This window comes from Neobacillus dielmonensis, assembly GCF_000612665.1.
Lineage (GTDB): Bacteria > Bacillota > Bacilli > Bacillales > Cytobacillaceae > Neobacillus > Neobacillus dielmonensis.
On sequence record NZ_HG942038.1, the window covers coordinates 13,405 to 26,718 of the forward strand.

Sequence of the window (13,314 nt, forward strand, 5' to 3'; positions counted from 1 at the left end):
TTATATCAACGTGTTTATAATCACTTTTAAATACTTGTAAACGGGTGATTGGAGCGGAAATCAGCAGCTAATTTTTAAACACAACCTATTTCAAAAAAAGAAAAACCGTCTCGACGGCAAATTTTAATCATTTAGGTCCCAAATTTTTTATTCACTTCTCTTAACTGACTGGACAATTGGAGAAATGACTTTTTGTCTCTGAGATCGATTGCTAAATCAATCCTTTGTAAAAGCTTTTCCTTTTCTACTGTCAATTGAATTTCAGTTAAAAGCATATCAATATAAAGGTCTTGGATAAAGTTTTCTTTTAATCGATTCCGTTTCATTTCTGCAATTTTCATTAATTCGGTATATGATTTTTCCTTCATGAAAATCACCCCAAATGCTTTTTTTTATTATATGGGTTTTTTTGGATAATATCAATAATATTTAAATTTTTCAAATTGTATTTTTTTTGACAAACTTTTGTGAATAAATTAGCAACAATTCAAAAAAGCTGGGGAATAAAATTGGGGAAATGCTATGATAGTTTCGAAATCTTAAAAAGGAGTTGATTTGTTTGAAGCATCAAATTCAAGATTATGAGATAAATTCCTGTACCATGTTTTTGGCCCCTATAGAATACGGAAGTAAAGTATTTTCTCAAATCGCTGAAGTTGAAGACGAATACGTTTCCCCATTTAAACCTTTGGAAATTGTTAAAAAAAGCTGTGACTATTTTGGCGTTGATTATGAAAGCAGAAAGAAGGGAACAAAACAGCTTATTGGTTATAGTCGCAAAATTCCGATTGTCATTGAGCCATCTAATCATATATTCTTTTTCCCTACCACATCGCCTAACCGCCCTGAATGTATTTGGATATCCCATGAATATGTTGAAAACTACCGTCGCATTGGACCGCATCAAACTTTAATTACTTTCCGAAATAAATCTTCGCATCTATTCCCTGTTTCCTTTAGCACTGTTGAAGGCCAAATGCTTAGAACTTCATTCCTTAAAACAAAGCTGCTGCAAAGAATGGAAACCAATAAGAAACTGAACTATTTGCTCCATAAGCCCAAAACATTAAACGCCTCAGAAAGTAGTACTAAATATGGCCCGGAAAAATTAAACGACTAATGTAGATCATTTGTTTTCATGGCAACTGGCGTCCCTTTAATAGATATCTCTGCATTAATTCTAGTACCTTATTGCGGATTCTGGGATTAAAATAATTGTGATTTTCTTCATAGCCTTTGTAAAAAAACATATACATGGTAAAAGCTTCGTCACGCTTTGTTTCAATTACTCGCAGCTGATTGTTTTTCATATACTGCTTGACTTGAAATAATTCACTTTGGATTTCCTTCATTACCGCTTCAATTAAATCCATATAAGGTTTCTTCAGTTTGAAAGGACTATTTTCTATCACGTTGAGATCACGGTTTAGGATGGTTAAAACCATTGGCAAATAAATGGCCTTTTCCATAATGTCGCGATCATGCTCAGGAATTCTGGTCATCGTCATCCACACCCTTCATAAAACCGAACTTATGTTCCTATCTATTTTACTAAAAACTTTTCACAAATGCAATAATGCTTCTTCTATTGAAGTATGCGAAAAAAGCTCGCTTAATAGCGAGCTTTTTTATTGCAAAATTCATCATTTTCATGAGAAAGTTTTTATTAATAGAAGGATATCAGTTAGGGGAAAATGAATTTAAGATAGACAGGAAACAGAAATAAAGGCAAAAAAATACAAACTTATTAGGTGATTTAAATGAGAGCGGATAAACATCGAAATAAGAAAAAGCGAATATGGGCATCTATTTTGATTTTATTTTTATTGCTAATTGGTGCAGGTATTGGATATTCATATTACCAATACAACCAAGGAGTAAACCAATCATTAAAAAAACTGAATAAGGACGATACAGACACAAAAGTTAACTATAATTTTGAAGGACAAAAGGATCAATATGGAGATACCAATATTCTTTTGCTTGGAAGTGATGCTCGGGGGGATGAGGCATCACGAGCAGATACAATTATGATTGCACACTATAATGAAGACAAAGGGACTTTTAAACTGACCTCCATCATGAGAGATTCCTATGTACAAATTCCCGGGTATGGTAAGCATAAAATAAACTCCGCTTTTGCGCGGGGAGGACCTGAATTAATGCGACAGACAATTAAACAAAATTTTGATATTGATTTACAATACTATGCGATTGTTGATTTTCAAGGATTTGTCCAGTTGATTGATGAAGCTTTTCCAAATGGTGTGGAAATAGATGTTGAAAAGAAAATGACAGCATATGTTGATGTACCCCTTCAGCCGGGTCTGCAAAGATTGAATGGAGAAGAGATGCTAAGCTATGTACGGTTTCGACATGATGCGGTAGGAGATTTTGGGAGAGTGGAACGGCAGCAAAAAGCAGTCAAAGCCATTGGAGACCAGCTAGCCAGCATTCAGACGGTTGCCAAACTTCCTAAGTTAGTTGGTGTGGTTACCCCATACATTAATACTAATATGGATACTTCTGATATGTTATTTATGGCGAAAGACTTCTTCAATGACGAGCGGGGAAATGTAGATACATTAAGAATTCCTATTGACAACAGCTTCACTGAAAAGAGAGTGGCGAAGGATGGTGCGGTTTTAGATATCAATTTACAAAAAAATAAAGATGCCCTTCACGAGTTTATTACAAAGTAATTCATTGTAAATCTGGTTAAAGATAGAAGGAGAAAACGGATGGACATAGAAGTTATTAGAACCTGGTTTACACTAGACAATATTATGAAACTCATACAAGAATATCGAGCACTTGGTCCGCTTCCGGGAATTGGGCTAACCATCCTAGAAGCGTTCCTGCCGTTTCTTCCTCTTGTAGTGTTTGTAATGGCCAATGCAAATGCATTCGGACTTTGGCTGGGATTTTTGTATTCATGGCTTGGGGCATGTGTTGGCGCGTTTCTAGTGTTTTCCCTAATTAGGAGATTTGGACAAAAGCGGTTATTGATGTTTTTTTCAAGACATCCTAAAGTCCGTAAACTAATGGACTGGGTGGATTGTCATGGTTTTGGGCCTCTGTTTTTATTACTCTGTTTTCCTTTCACCCCATCTGCCATTGTTAATATTGTAGCAGGTCTTTCAAAACTGAGTGCAGCTCAATACATGCTGGCTGTCATAATTGGAAAAATGGTGATGATTTTTACAATGAGTTTTATTGGTTACGACCTTCACTCATTAATAACTCAACCTTATCGTACGGCTATCGTTTTGGGGATTATTTTTATTCTTTGGTATGTTGGGAAAAGAATTGAAGTAAGATTGAATAAGAGCTTGGAAACTGCCGATAATGGAGAAAGAGATGCTATCAATAAGTCAAGAAAACGGAGAGGATTCAATGAACAATGAATGGAAACAGGAAGGGATCGAATGGTTGAAGGCTTTTGTTATTGGTATTATTATTTTTATCTTTATTCGGACGTTTTTCTTTTCCAATTATATAGTCGAGGGTGAGTCCATGATGCCTACCCTGGAGGATGGTAACAAACTAGTTGTGAATAAACTTGGCTATCAAGCTGGTGATTTAAGCCGCTTCGATGTTATTGTGTTTCATGCTAATGAAAAAGAAGATTTTGTGAAAAGAATTATTGGACTTCCAGGGGATAAATTAGAATACCGTGACGATCAGCTATATGTTAATGGTCATAAAATTGCGGAACCTTTTTTGAATGTATATAAGAAAAAAACACCGGGTGTGAATATAACAGGAGATTTTAATTTGCAAGAAATAACTGGTGAAGATATTGTTCCGGAAGGTAAATTATTTGTATTAGGTGATAATCGTTTAGGCAGCTGGGACAGCCGTCATTTCGGCTTTATTTCGGTTAATCAGGTGGTAGGTAAGGTAGACCTCCGCTACTGGCCATTAAATGAGATGGATATCCATTTTTAATAGAAGGTATTGATGCACGATATACAGGTCGTGTTTTTTTTTATCTATAAAACGAAGATTTTCCAATTATGGCTTTAAACATCATTTGGCTTTCCAAACGTTTGTGCCTATTTTGTGATAAAATGGTTGTTACAGAGTTTTTTGTTAAGGGAGTGCGGTGTCCGATATGTCATTAAGAATTGTAGTGGGTAGGTCGGGAAGCGGTAAGTCTGCGTTGTTCCTCGATGAAATTCGCAGTAGGCTAATCGAAAATCCGGAAGGTACCCCGATAATTTATATTGTTCCTGAACAGATGACATTTATGTCTGAATATAAACTGGCCACCGATCCCGAGATTGGCGGAATGATTAGGGCGGAGGTCTTTAGTTTTTCCCGTCTTGCTTGGAGAATTCTTCAGGAGACAGGCGGAATTAGCAGGACTCATTTAAGTAGCGTAGGAATGAATATGTTAATCCGAAAAATTATCAATGAACAAAAAGACCAATTAAAGCTTTTTCAGCGGGCTGCTGATAAAACAGGCTTTATCCAGCAGGTAGAACAAATGATTATCGAATTAAAGCGGTACTGTGTCAGCCCGGATGACCTTATGGAAGGTTTGGGACTCTTGGAGTCTGAAAATTCATTTGACACCAAGGCATTACACGATAAATTAGCTGATTTAGAAATAATTTATCAACGATTTGAGGATGAAATGTTTGGGAAATACCTCGATTCGGAAGATTATTTTCAATTGTTATCAGAAAAAATATCAGCATCTAAGTTTTTAGGGGAAGCGGAAGTTTATATTGATGGGTTCCATCGTTTTTCTCAGCAGGAATATCAGGTGATTCAAGAGTTAATGAAACAGTGTAAACGTGTTTCCATTGCCCTGACATCGGAATCCTTAACACCACAAATCGCCCCTGATGAACTCGATTTGTTCCGTGCACCAAAAGAGACTTGTTATACGATTTATCAAATTGCAGAAACAACAGGCGTTGAATTGGAACAGCCTGTTATTTTGAGTGAACGAAAAAAATGGATGGATGCTTCATTATGCCACTTAGAGGAGTATTTTGATTCACGACCGGTTGTGCCATTCCGTGGTGATCCAAATATTGAAATTTGCCAGGCGGTCAATCGGCGTGCGGAAATCGAAGGAATAGCCCGTGAAATTCGCGAGCTCGTAAGAACAAACGGTTATCGGTATCGCGATATCGCGTTGTTAGTGCGGAATGGAGCAGACTATCATGAAATTCTTGAACCGGTGTTTGTAGATTATCAAATTCCCTATTTTATTGACCAGAAGAGGACGATGCTCAATCATCCGTTAATTGAGCTCATTCGCTCGAGTCTTGAAGTCATACAATCTTACTGGCGGTATGAGACGGTGTTTCGTGTGATTAAAACGGAATTAATTTATCCTCTTCATGAGAATCCGGATATCATGCGGGAAAAAATGGACAGGCTAGAAAACTATTGTTTGGCTTATGGCATTAACGGGAGTAAGTGGACAAGCAAAGACCGCTGGGTTTATCGCAGAATAAGAGGTTTGGAATTAGAAGTCAATGTCCAAACGGAGTCAGAAAAGAAGATGGAGCTAGAATTGAACGAGTTGAAACTAATGGTCACCGCTCCTTTGCTAAGGTTATCGAGACGGTTAAAAAAGGCTGACAATGGAAGAAAACTTTGCGAAGCAGTTTATTTGTTTTTAGAAGAATTAGATATCCCTGCTAAGTTGGAAAAGTGGAAGTTAGCAGCTGAGGCAGAGGGAAGCTTGGTTAAAGCAAGAGAACATGAACAGGTATGGAATGCGGTTATCGATTTGTTAGACCAATATGTGGAAATTTTAGGGGAGGAACCTGCTTCATTAGCATCATTTGCTTCCATTATAGACGCAGGCCTTGAGTCATTGCATTTTTCGCTGATACCTCCAGCACTTGATCAGGTTTTGATTGGAGATTTAGAAAAGTCACGTCTTGCATCCATTAAAGCCGTGTTTGTGGTAGGCGTTAATGAGGGGGTATTGCCTGCTAAAATGGCAGATGAAGGCATTCTTGCAGACGACGATAGGGAAATATTGCAAGCGGCAGGAATACAGATTGCACCTGGCAGCAGAATAAGACTGCTTGATGAAAACTTCTTGGCATATCAAGCCTTTACTGCACCAGGAGAAAAGCTATATATAAGTTATCCACTGGCAAATGATGAGGGAAAAGCATTAATGCCTTCTTCTTATATTAAAAGAATAAAAGATATGTTCCCCGGTGTTTCTGAAAAGTTGCTTGTATTGGATCCGGCAGAATTAACCGAAGCAGAACAGCTAAACTTTGTTACTAACTACACAGGGACTTTAGCGTATCTTACTTCGCAACTGCAATGGAAGAAACGGAACTATCCAATCCCTGATTTGTGGTGGGATGTGTATAACTATTACATGAATAGCGGTGAAGCAAATTCGGCCCAAAAGGTATTTTCTAGCTTGTTTTATACCAATCAAACGGTGCAACTATCAAAATCGACTGCAGAGGCATTATATGGGGACACCATACAAGCTAGTGTTTCGAGAATGGAACTGTTCCATGCCTGTGCCTTTTCTCATTTTGCTCAGCACGGACTAAAGCTTAGGGAACGCCAGGTATTTCGTTTAGAAGCCCCAGACATAGGAGAATTGTTTCATGCAGCTTTGAAGCAAATATCGGAAACAGTGAATGAGCAAAAATTATCGTGGGCCATGTTGTCCAGACAACAATGTGAGGAGTTATCAAAAGCGGCGGTTAATACTTTAGCTCCAAAGCTCCAAAATGAAATTTTGCTCAGCTCAGAGCGGCATCACTACATTAAGCGTAAATTGGAGCAGATTATTACCCGAGCTTCACTTGTTTTAAGCGAGCATGCAAGGTCGAGCGGTTTTTCCCCTATTGGGTTGGAATTATGGTTTGGCCCAAATGGAGACTTGCCGCCATTGTCATTTTCTTTGAAAAACGGCAAGCGCATGGAACTGGCTGGAAGAATTGACAGAGTAGACATGGCCAAACAAGAGGACGATGGTGTTTTTTTAAGAGTGGTAGATTATAAATCAAGTGAAAAAGATGTTAATTTAACAGAAGTTTATTACGGCTTGGCACTGCAAATGCTGACCTATCTTGATATTGTCATCACTCATTCTGACAAACTAGTTGAATTAAAAGCCAGCCCTGCAGGGGTTTTGTACTTTCATGTCCATAATCCGTTTATTCAGACATCTAAATCTTTGACTATTGAAGAAATCGAAACCGAAATGGTGAAAAAGTTCAAAATGAATGGTTTGGTTCTCGGGGATCCGAATGTGGTTCGGCTGATGGATCAAACACTAGAATCAGGGAATTCCCAGATAATTGCAGCAGGAATTAAAAAGGACGGACAATTGACGAAAAACTCAAAGGTTGCTAGCTTAGATGAATTTAATCAGTTAAAGACCTACGTACGAAACCTTTACCAACAAGCAGGAGAGAAAATAATGGGAGGGCAAATTGATATTGCTCCTTATAAGTTAAAGGATAAGATTCCTTGTACATTTTGCAGTTTTAAATCAGTTTGTCAGTATGACGAATCACTTGAAGCCAACCGATTCCGAATACTATCTCCCTATTCAAAAGATGATGTTTTGAGCCTAATTAGAAAGGAGGGGACTGAGAGTGAGTAATTGGGTAGTACCTGAAAAACCGAAAGAGGCTACTTGGACAGATGACCAATGGAAGGCAATCATGGCAAACAATAAAGATATTTTAGTTGCTGCTGCAGCGGGGTCTGGTAAGACAGCTGTATTGGTGGAAAGAATCATTCAAAAGGTCCTTTCTGAGCATGAACCGATCAATGTAGATGAATTGTTAATTGTAACCTTCACCAATGCATCGGCAGCGGAGATGCGCCATCGAATTGGCGAAGCATTGGAAAAAGCCATTGATCAAAATCCAGCTTCCCGGCATTTGAGAAAACAACTCAGTTTGTTAAATAAAGCATCAATCTCAACGCTTCATTCCTTTTGTATGGAAGTGATTCGGAAATATTATTACTTAATTGATATAGATCCCAACTTTCGAATTGCTGACCAAACGGAAATACAACTGATTAGAGATGAAATAATGGATGAATTATTTGAAGAGGAATACGGGAAACCGGATAATGAGGCCTTTTTTCAATTAGTTGATGCTTTTACTAACGACCGGAGTGACGCTGCACTACAGGAAATTATTCAAAATGTTTACGATTTTGCTCGTTCAAACCCTTTGCCTGAGCAATATTTGCAAACCATTGTTTCCATGTACGACGTTTCCGACGTTACTCGGCTGGATAAGCTTCCCTTTATTCAGGCTTTACGTCTAGACATTGACCTTCAATTGCAATCAGCACAGGAAATGCTCAAACAAGCTTTAAAACTGACAAAACTTCCTAATGGACCAGCACCACGAGCAGAGAATTATGCAGATGATCTTAATGTACTTCAAACACTCATAACGGCCAAACAAGATTCTTGGGAAAGTCTGTATCAGGCCATGCAAACTTGGTCTTTCTCCAGAGCTAAATCGGTTAAAGGAGATCAATTTGATAGAGAGCTGACAGAAAAAGCTCAAAAGCTACGTGATAAAGCTAAGAAGAAGATTCAAGATCTCAAAGATGAACTGTTTTCTCGTAAGCCTGAGAATTTTCTACACGATATGGAGGAAATGTACCCATTAGTTCAAACGTTGGCAGAGCTTGTTAAAAAGTTTTCTGTTCGCTTCCAATTAGTGAAAAGAGAAAAAGGTATTGTGGATTATGCTGATTTAGAGCATTTTTGTCTGCAAATTTTAAAGGGTGAAGTGAATCAAAGCGGTATCATTTCTCCATCAGAAGCAGCATTATCCTATCGCCGGCACTTTAAAGAAGTTTTTGTAGACGAGTACCAAGATACCAATATGGTGCAAGAAACAATTTTAAAGCTTGTAGCCAAAGAAGAGGAGGAGACTGGAAATTTATTTATGGTTGGCGACGTTAAACAGTCCATATATCGTTTTCGTCTCGCAGAGCCTAATCTTTTTCTAGATAAATATAATCGGTTCACTCCTGATGGACGCCTAACAGGGTTAAGAATTGACTTAGCCCGTAATTTTCGAAGCCGCAAAGAGGTACTGGATGCAACCAATTATTTATTTAAACAAATAATGGGTGTAAAGGTCGGAGAAATTGAATATGATGAAGCGGCCGAATTAAGAAATGGTGCCCCGTATCCAGAAAATCAGTCTTTTCCTGTTGAGGTCATTTTGGTCGACCAAACTACGGGGGAGACCGATGAAGTTGATCAAGATATGGAATCGGATATAGAGAAGGTTCAAGCTGAATTTGATCAAGCAGACCTAGAGCAATCCCAGCTAGAGGCGAGAATCATCGCGACTAAAATCAAAGAAATGATTGAAGCCGGTTTTCCAGTTTATAATACAAAAACGAAATCTACTCGTCCTATTATGTACCGTGATTTCGTTATTCTGCTAAGGTCGATGACATGGGCACCAGCTATTATGGAGGAATTTAAACAGCAAGGTGTTCCCATTTACGCTGAATTATCGACAGGATATTTTGAAGCAACAGAAGTAGCTGTTATGGTTTCGCTGCTACGGGTTATTGATAATCCGTTTCAAGACATTCCATTAGCTTCGGTGCTGCGTTCGCCGATAGTTGGACTAAACGAAGAGGAAATGGCCCAAATAAGAATTTACCAGAAGCGAGGTTCGTTTTGGGAGGCGGTAACCGCCTTTTGCATGGATAAAACTCTACAGGATAAGGAAGTATTTTATGAACGTGTTCGAAAATTCCATGACCAACTGAAAAAATGGCGGTCGATAGCCCGCCAAGGTGCACTTTCTGAACTGATTTGGCAGTTATTTCGTGATACCCAATATTATGACTTTGTTGGGGGACTGCCTGGAGGAAAACAGCGACAGGCTAACTTAAGAGCATTATATGACCGGGCCCGTCAGTATGAACAAACTTCTTTCCGCGGGTTGTTTCGGTTTTTGCGTTTTATCGAGCGGATGATCGACAGAGGGGATGACCTGGGTGCTGCAAAAGCACTCGGCGAGCAAGAAGATGTTGTAAGGATTATGACTATTCACAGCAGTAAAGGCCTTGAATTTCCAGTTGTTTTTATGGCGGGAATGGCCCGTAACTTCAATATGACGGATATCAGGAAACCGTACATGCTTGATAAAGATTTTGGATTTGCCGCAAAATATGTAAATGTAGAAAAGCGGATTACTTATCCATCTTTGCCGCAAATAGCATTTAAACGAAAAAAGAAAATGGAAATGCTAGCAGAAGAAATGCGCGTGTTATATGTAGCAATGACAAGAGCAAAGGAAAAGCTTTATTTGACGGCCTCATTAAAGGATGCTGCTAAAAAAGTGGATGAATGGCTGGACACTGTTGACTATCCCGATTGGTTACTGCCTGATTACAAAAGAGCCTCTGCAACAAGTTATATTGATTGGATTGGTCCTGCCCTCATTCGCCATCGGGACTGCAAGGAATTAATCGCTTTAGAGAACGAAAGACAAATAACGCAGGAGATCTCTATGCATCCTTCTTCCTGGGAAATTAAGCTAATTAATGCTGAAGACATTAACAAGCAGGGAATTCTTAGTAAGGAGGAAGGGCAAGATTATTTGGAGCTTGTCCAGCAAGGCCAAAAGGTTCCTGTTACATCCATTTATGGGGAGGAAGTCACATCCAGGTTATCTTGGCACTATCCATTCTTAGGTGCAGCCAGCCATCGTTCAAAGCAATCAGTCTCTGAATTGAAACGACAGCGTGAAGTGATGGATGATCAGAGTGGAACAGATATCATTCGGCAATTCCACAAACCAATTTTAAAACGACCAAAATTCATGCAGGAAAAATCATTGAGTCCTACTGAGCGGGGTACAGCTTTGCATATGGTGATGCAGCATGTAGATTTGTCAAAGCCCGTAACAGAGGAGTCAATTAGAACACAAGTGAATTGGATGGTTGTTAATGAACTGTTAACGCAGGAACAGGCTGAAATGATTGATCTTTCATTAATTGTACAATTCTTTGAAACAGACCTTGGGCAAAGATTTTTCCGTGCAAAAGCTGTCCATAGGGAAGTACCATTTACGCTGTCTTTGCCTGCTCATGAGGTATATCCTGAATGGAACGACTTAACAGAACGTATTTTTATCCAGGGAATTATTGATTGCATTTTAGAGGATGAGACAGGCCTCATCCTTATTGATTATAAGTCTGACGGTATTACCGACCGCTATAAAGGCGGGTTTGAACAGGCAAAAACAATTCTAGAAGATCGCTATAAGCTTCAAGTTAACCTATATGCAAGAGCAATAGAACAGATATGGAAACGTCCATTAACAGACAAGTATTTATTTTTCTTTGATGGTGCCCATGTTTTGAAGATAGAGGATGAATAAAATAAAAAATGACATAAGCCCATCTAGGCCTATGTCATTTTCTTTTACGTGGTATCTATATCATAAAGCTGTCCCTTAATTATTACCAGCAATAGGCTGGTCAAGTAGTTTGGTATCTAAAGTGTTGGTTCCGCTTAACCCATTATTAGTAATAATAAACCCGCCAGTATTGAATCCCCCGGATCCTCCAAAGGTTTTGGAGCCAGACTTTGGTGAGATATATAATGTGTCGCCAAATTGAACGACTCCTCCCGAGACATTAACAATTTGTACTGGTCCGATAATAGCTGGCATTATCAACATCCTTTTCATTTAATTAGACATAACTGGACAATTATCTATCGCAACTTATTCAATTCTATGATGTCTTGTTCATGCCCATATGGTAACAGCTGACGTATATGTTTAACCCTTGCCTCTGAATGGATATGCCCGCTATTACCAATATGCAATGAGGAAGACGAAGAAACCCCTTTGATATCAATATTACCTACTTTAATTAGTGGTGGAATATTGTGGCGGATGATGGCAACCGGTTCATATATCGGTTCAAAGGGAATAGGACTAGTAAACGCACGGTAACTTGAGAAGTTTACTTCTGATCCAAAAAACAACTCTGCCTCTCGTTGCAGGGCAATTGCCCTTGAAAATTGGTTGATAATTCTAGAATCCCCAATTTGAAGGGTCGAGGCAAATGTCACTTGCTTAATGCGAATATTATCAACACAAGACGTTCTCTGCAGCATCTACTACTCCACACCTGATTGAAGCGGGACAAATGGTCCGATAATAAGTGATTCTGCTGGAGTATCAAATGCTGAAGCAAGCTGGATGGTCTCGGTGTCACCAACAAAAACCATTGAGGAACTTGCCACGCCAGTGATGATAATGTTTCCTACACAAAGTTCACGGTTATAAACTTCAAAAATCATTCCGGTTTCATTCCTTTCACAGTCTCAGGCAGTTGATTTAAGAAAGCAACGACTCCATTTTGAATTTCTTGTTTAATGGCATCAATTATTTGTTCATCCACAGTTAAGGAGGTATCCGCCCTCCGATTTACAGCGTGGAAATTCTTTAAATGATAGTCCACTCTGGTTGGCAGCTGTTTGATAATATCCTGCTTTATAAAGGATAAATAGGACTCATTTGGATGAATGTTTAAATTCCTTTGGGCTGCTTCTACGATTTGAGGTAAATCAGTTTCTAAATATTGATAAATAGTTTCTTCAATTTTCATTGACCTTTTCATGTAGTCGGCGGGAGTGAATTGGGTGTTTAATGCTTGACTTTGTACCTCGAATTCTTCAATGCCAGCCAAATCATTCGGGTTTAAACCAATATTTAATGTGCCTTCAAGGGTCTCAACTTTTAATTGGTCAAACTTATATTCAATTCGATCAACATGAATTGTTTTCGTTTCACTCAATGATTTGATTTCTTCTCGCATTTTTTGAATAGTCGCTTCCAAGGAGGCAATTCTATTCTCTTGTGTTTGGATGTGCATCTGAAGCCACCCTAGGTACTGTGAAAAATCTTGATACATCATATCACCCCGCTATTTGACTTAAGCTGACCACAGTGAAACCAGCAGTAGTCGAATTAGTAGCATCATTTGTTAAATAGTATAGGAACTGTGGATTACCTTGGACTTTTCTCCCTAACCGGAGCCTGCAAAGGTACCGACGGCTGTTCCGTTAATGTAGGAGGAGGTGTTCCAAAGGCATGTGAAGCATAAGGTACAGGCTTTTCGGTTGGTTTTACCGCGGAAGGTGCAGGACCTGTAAAGCCGCCGGTATTGTAAAGATAAGCAGCGGGTTTAATAATACCTGCACTGCCTATTTGAAGTACAGAGGAGTTGGTAATACCACCCACTCTGAGGGTATTTATGTTAATTGATTGCTGAATATAAACATTCATT

13 protein-coding genes are annotated in these 13,314 nt (G+C 38.8%); 6 read left to right on the forward strand and 7 right to left on the reverse strand.

Annotated elements, in window-relative coordinates:
* Window positions 1-131 precede the first annotated feature (131 nt).
* The gene (locus BN2425_RS03800) at window positions 132-368 is read right to left on the reverse strand and encodes an IDEAL domain-containing protein (protein ID WP_042455182.1); all 237 of its coding nucleotides are present in this window, start codon (window positions 366-368) and stop codon (window positions 132-134) included.
* A gap of 191 nt (window positions 369-559) precedes the next feature.
* Here BN2425_RS03800 and BN2425_RS03805 point away from each other — a divergent pair, with 191 nt between their 5' ends.
* Window positions 560-1,120 carry a competence protein ComK gene (locus BN2425_RS03805; RefSeq protein WP_235714565.1) on the forward strand — a complete coding sequence of 187 codons (561 nt, stop codon included), beginning with the start codon at window positions 560-562 and terminating at the stop codon, window positions 1,118-1,120.
* Between the two features lie 16 nt (window positions 1,121-1,136).
* Here BN2425_RS03805 and BN2425_RS03810 read toward each other — a convergent pair whose 3' ends face one another.
* Window positions 1,137-1,502, reverse strand: coding sequence for a hypothetical protein (locus BN2425_RS03810; protein ID WP_042455184.1), 366 nt, complete (start codon window positions 1,500-1,502; stop codon window positions 1,137-1,139).
* A 258-nt stretch (window positions 1,503-1,760) separates the two neighbouring features.
* Between BN2425_RS03810 and BN2425_RS03815 the strand changes: the two genes are divergently transcribed.
* From BN2425_RS03815 to addA, 5 genes are all read left to right on the forward strand, one after another.
* A complete protein-coding gene (locus tag BN2425_RS03815) occupies window positions 1,761-2,702 on the forward strand; it encodes an LCP family protein (RefSeq protein ID WP_042455186.1) in 942 nt (313 codons plus the stop codon).
* Between the two features lie 39 nt (window positions 2,703-2,741).
* The gene (locus tag BN2425_RS03820) at window positions 2,742-3,407 is read left to right on the forward strand and encodes a TVP38/TMEM64 family protein (protein ID WP_042455189.1); all 666 of its coding nucleotides are present in this window, start codon (window positions 2,742-2,744) and stop codon (window positions 3,405-3,407) included.
* Window positions 3,397-3,951 carry a signal peptidase I gene (lepB, locus tag BN2425_RS03825; RefSeq protein WP_042455191.1) on the forward strand — a complete coding sequence of 185 codons (555 nt, stop codon included), beginning with the start codon at window positions 3,397-3,399 and terminating at the stop codon, window positions 3,949-3,951. The genes BN2425_RS03820 and lepB overlap by 11 nt, the downstream gene beginning before the upstream one ends.
* A 166-nt stretch (window positions 3,952-4,117) precedes the next feature.
* Window positions 4,118-7,615, forward strand: a complete 3,498-nt coding sequence (gene addB / locus BN2425_RS03830; RefSeq protein ID WP_042455193.1) for a helicase-exonuclease AddAB subunit AddB — start codon at window positions 4,118-4,120, stop codon at window positions 7,613-7,615.
* Entirely contained in the window at window positions 7,608-11,393 is a 3,786-nt protein-coding gene (gene addA / locus BN2425_RS03835; RefSeq protein ID WP_042455195.1) for a helicase-exonuclease AddAB subunit AddA, read from the forward strand. The genes addB and addA overlap by 8 nt, the downstream gene beginning before the upstream one ends.
* A gap of 75 nt (window positions 11,394-11,468) precedes the next feature.
* Here addA and BN2425_RS03840 read toward each other — a convergent pair whose 3' ends face one another.
* From BN2425_RS03840 to BN2425_RS03860, 5 genes are all read right to left on the reverse strand, one after another.
* Window positions 11,469-11,687 carry a spore germination protein gene (locus BN2425_RS03840; protein ID WP_042455197.1) on the reverse strand — a complete coding sequence of 73 codons (219 nt, stop codon included), beginning with the start codon at window positions 11,685-11,687 and terminating at the stop codon, window positions 11,469-11,471.
* 44 nt (window positions 11,688-11,731) lie between these two features.
* Entirely contained in the window at window positions 11,732-12,139 is a 408-nt protein-coding gene (locus BN2425_RS03845; protein ID WP_042455199.1) for a spore germination protein GerPE, read from the reverse strand.
* A gap of 3 nt (window positions 12,140-12,142) precedes the next feature.
* Window positions 12,143-12,325 carry a hypothetical protein gene (locus BN2425_RS03850; RefSeq protein WP_042455202.1) on the reverse strand — a complete coding sequence of 61 codons (183 nt, stop codon included), beginning with the start codon at window positions 12,323-12,325 and terminating at the stop codon, window positions 12,143-12,145.
* On the reverse strand, window positions 12,322-12,900 hold the full coding sequence (gerPC, locus tag BN2425_RS03855) for a spore germination protein GerPC (protein ID WP_235714566.1): 579 nt from the start codon (window positions 12,898-12,900) through the stop codon (window positions 12,322-12,324). Before gerPC ends, BN2425_RS03850 begins: the two co-directional genes overlap by 4 nt.
* A gap of 134 nt (window positions 12,901-13,034) precedes the next feature.
* Window positions 13,035-13,313 carry a spore germination protein GerPB gene (locus tag BN2425_RS03860; protein WP_042455205.1) on the reverse strand — a complete coding sequence of 93 codons (279 nt, stop codon included), beginning with the start codon at window positions 13,311-13,313 and terminating at the stop codon, window positions 13,035-13,037.
* Window position 13,314 lies beyond the last annotated feature (1 nt).

Excerpts from the sequence above, each read along its gene's own strand:
- BN2425_RS03850 (WP_042455202.1), bottom strand. The coding sequence starts at position 12,325 with ATGATTTTTGAAGTTTATAACCGTGAACTTTGTGTAGGAAACATTATC.
- BN2425_RS03845 (WP_042455199.1), bottom strand. The coding sequence starts at position 12,139 with ATGCTGCAGAGAACGTCTTGTGTTGATAATATTCGCATTAAGCAAGTG.
- addB (WP_042455193.1), top strand. The coding sequence starts at position 4,118 with ATGTCATTAAGAATTGTAGTGGGTAGGTCGGGAAGCGGTAAGTCTGCG.
- lepB (WP_042455191.1), top strand. The coding sequence starts at position 3,397 with ATGAACAATGAATGGAAACAGGAAGGGATCGAATGGTTGAAGGCTTTT.
- gerPC (WP_235714566.1), bottom strand. The coding sequence starts at position 12,900 with ATGCACATCCAAACACAAGAGAATAGAATTGCCTCCTTGGAAGCGACT.
- BN2425_RS03840 (WP_042455197.1), bottom strand. The coding sequence starts at position 11,687 with ATGCCAGCTATTATCGGACCAGTACAAATTGTTAATGTCTCGGGAGGA.
- BN2425_RS03810 (WP_042455184.1), bottom strand. The coding sequence starts at position 1,502 with ATGACCAGAATTCCTGAGCATGATCGCGACATTATGGAAAAGGCCATT.
- BN2425_RS03860 (WP_042455205.1), bottom strand. The coding sequence starts at position 13,313 with ATGAATGTTTATATTCAGCAATCAATTAACATAAATACCCTCAGAGTG.
- BN2425_RS03820 (WP_042455189.1), top strand. The coding sequence starts at position 2,742 with ATGGACATAGAAGTTATTAGAACCTGGTTTACACTAGACAATATTATG.
- BN2425_RS03815 (WP_042455186.1), top strand. The coding sequence starts at position 1,761 with ATGAGAGCGGATAAACATCGAAATAAGAAAAAGCGAATATGGGCATCT.
- BN2425_RS03800 (WP_042455182.1), bottom strand. The coding sequence starts at position 368 with ATGAAGGAAAAATCATATACCGAATTAATGAAAATTGCAGAAATGAAA.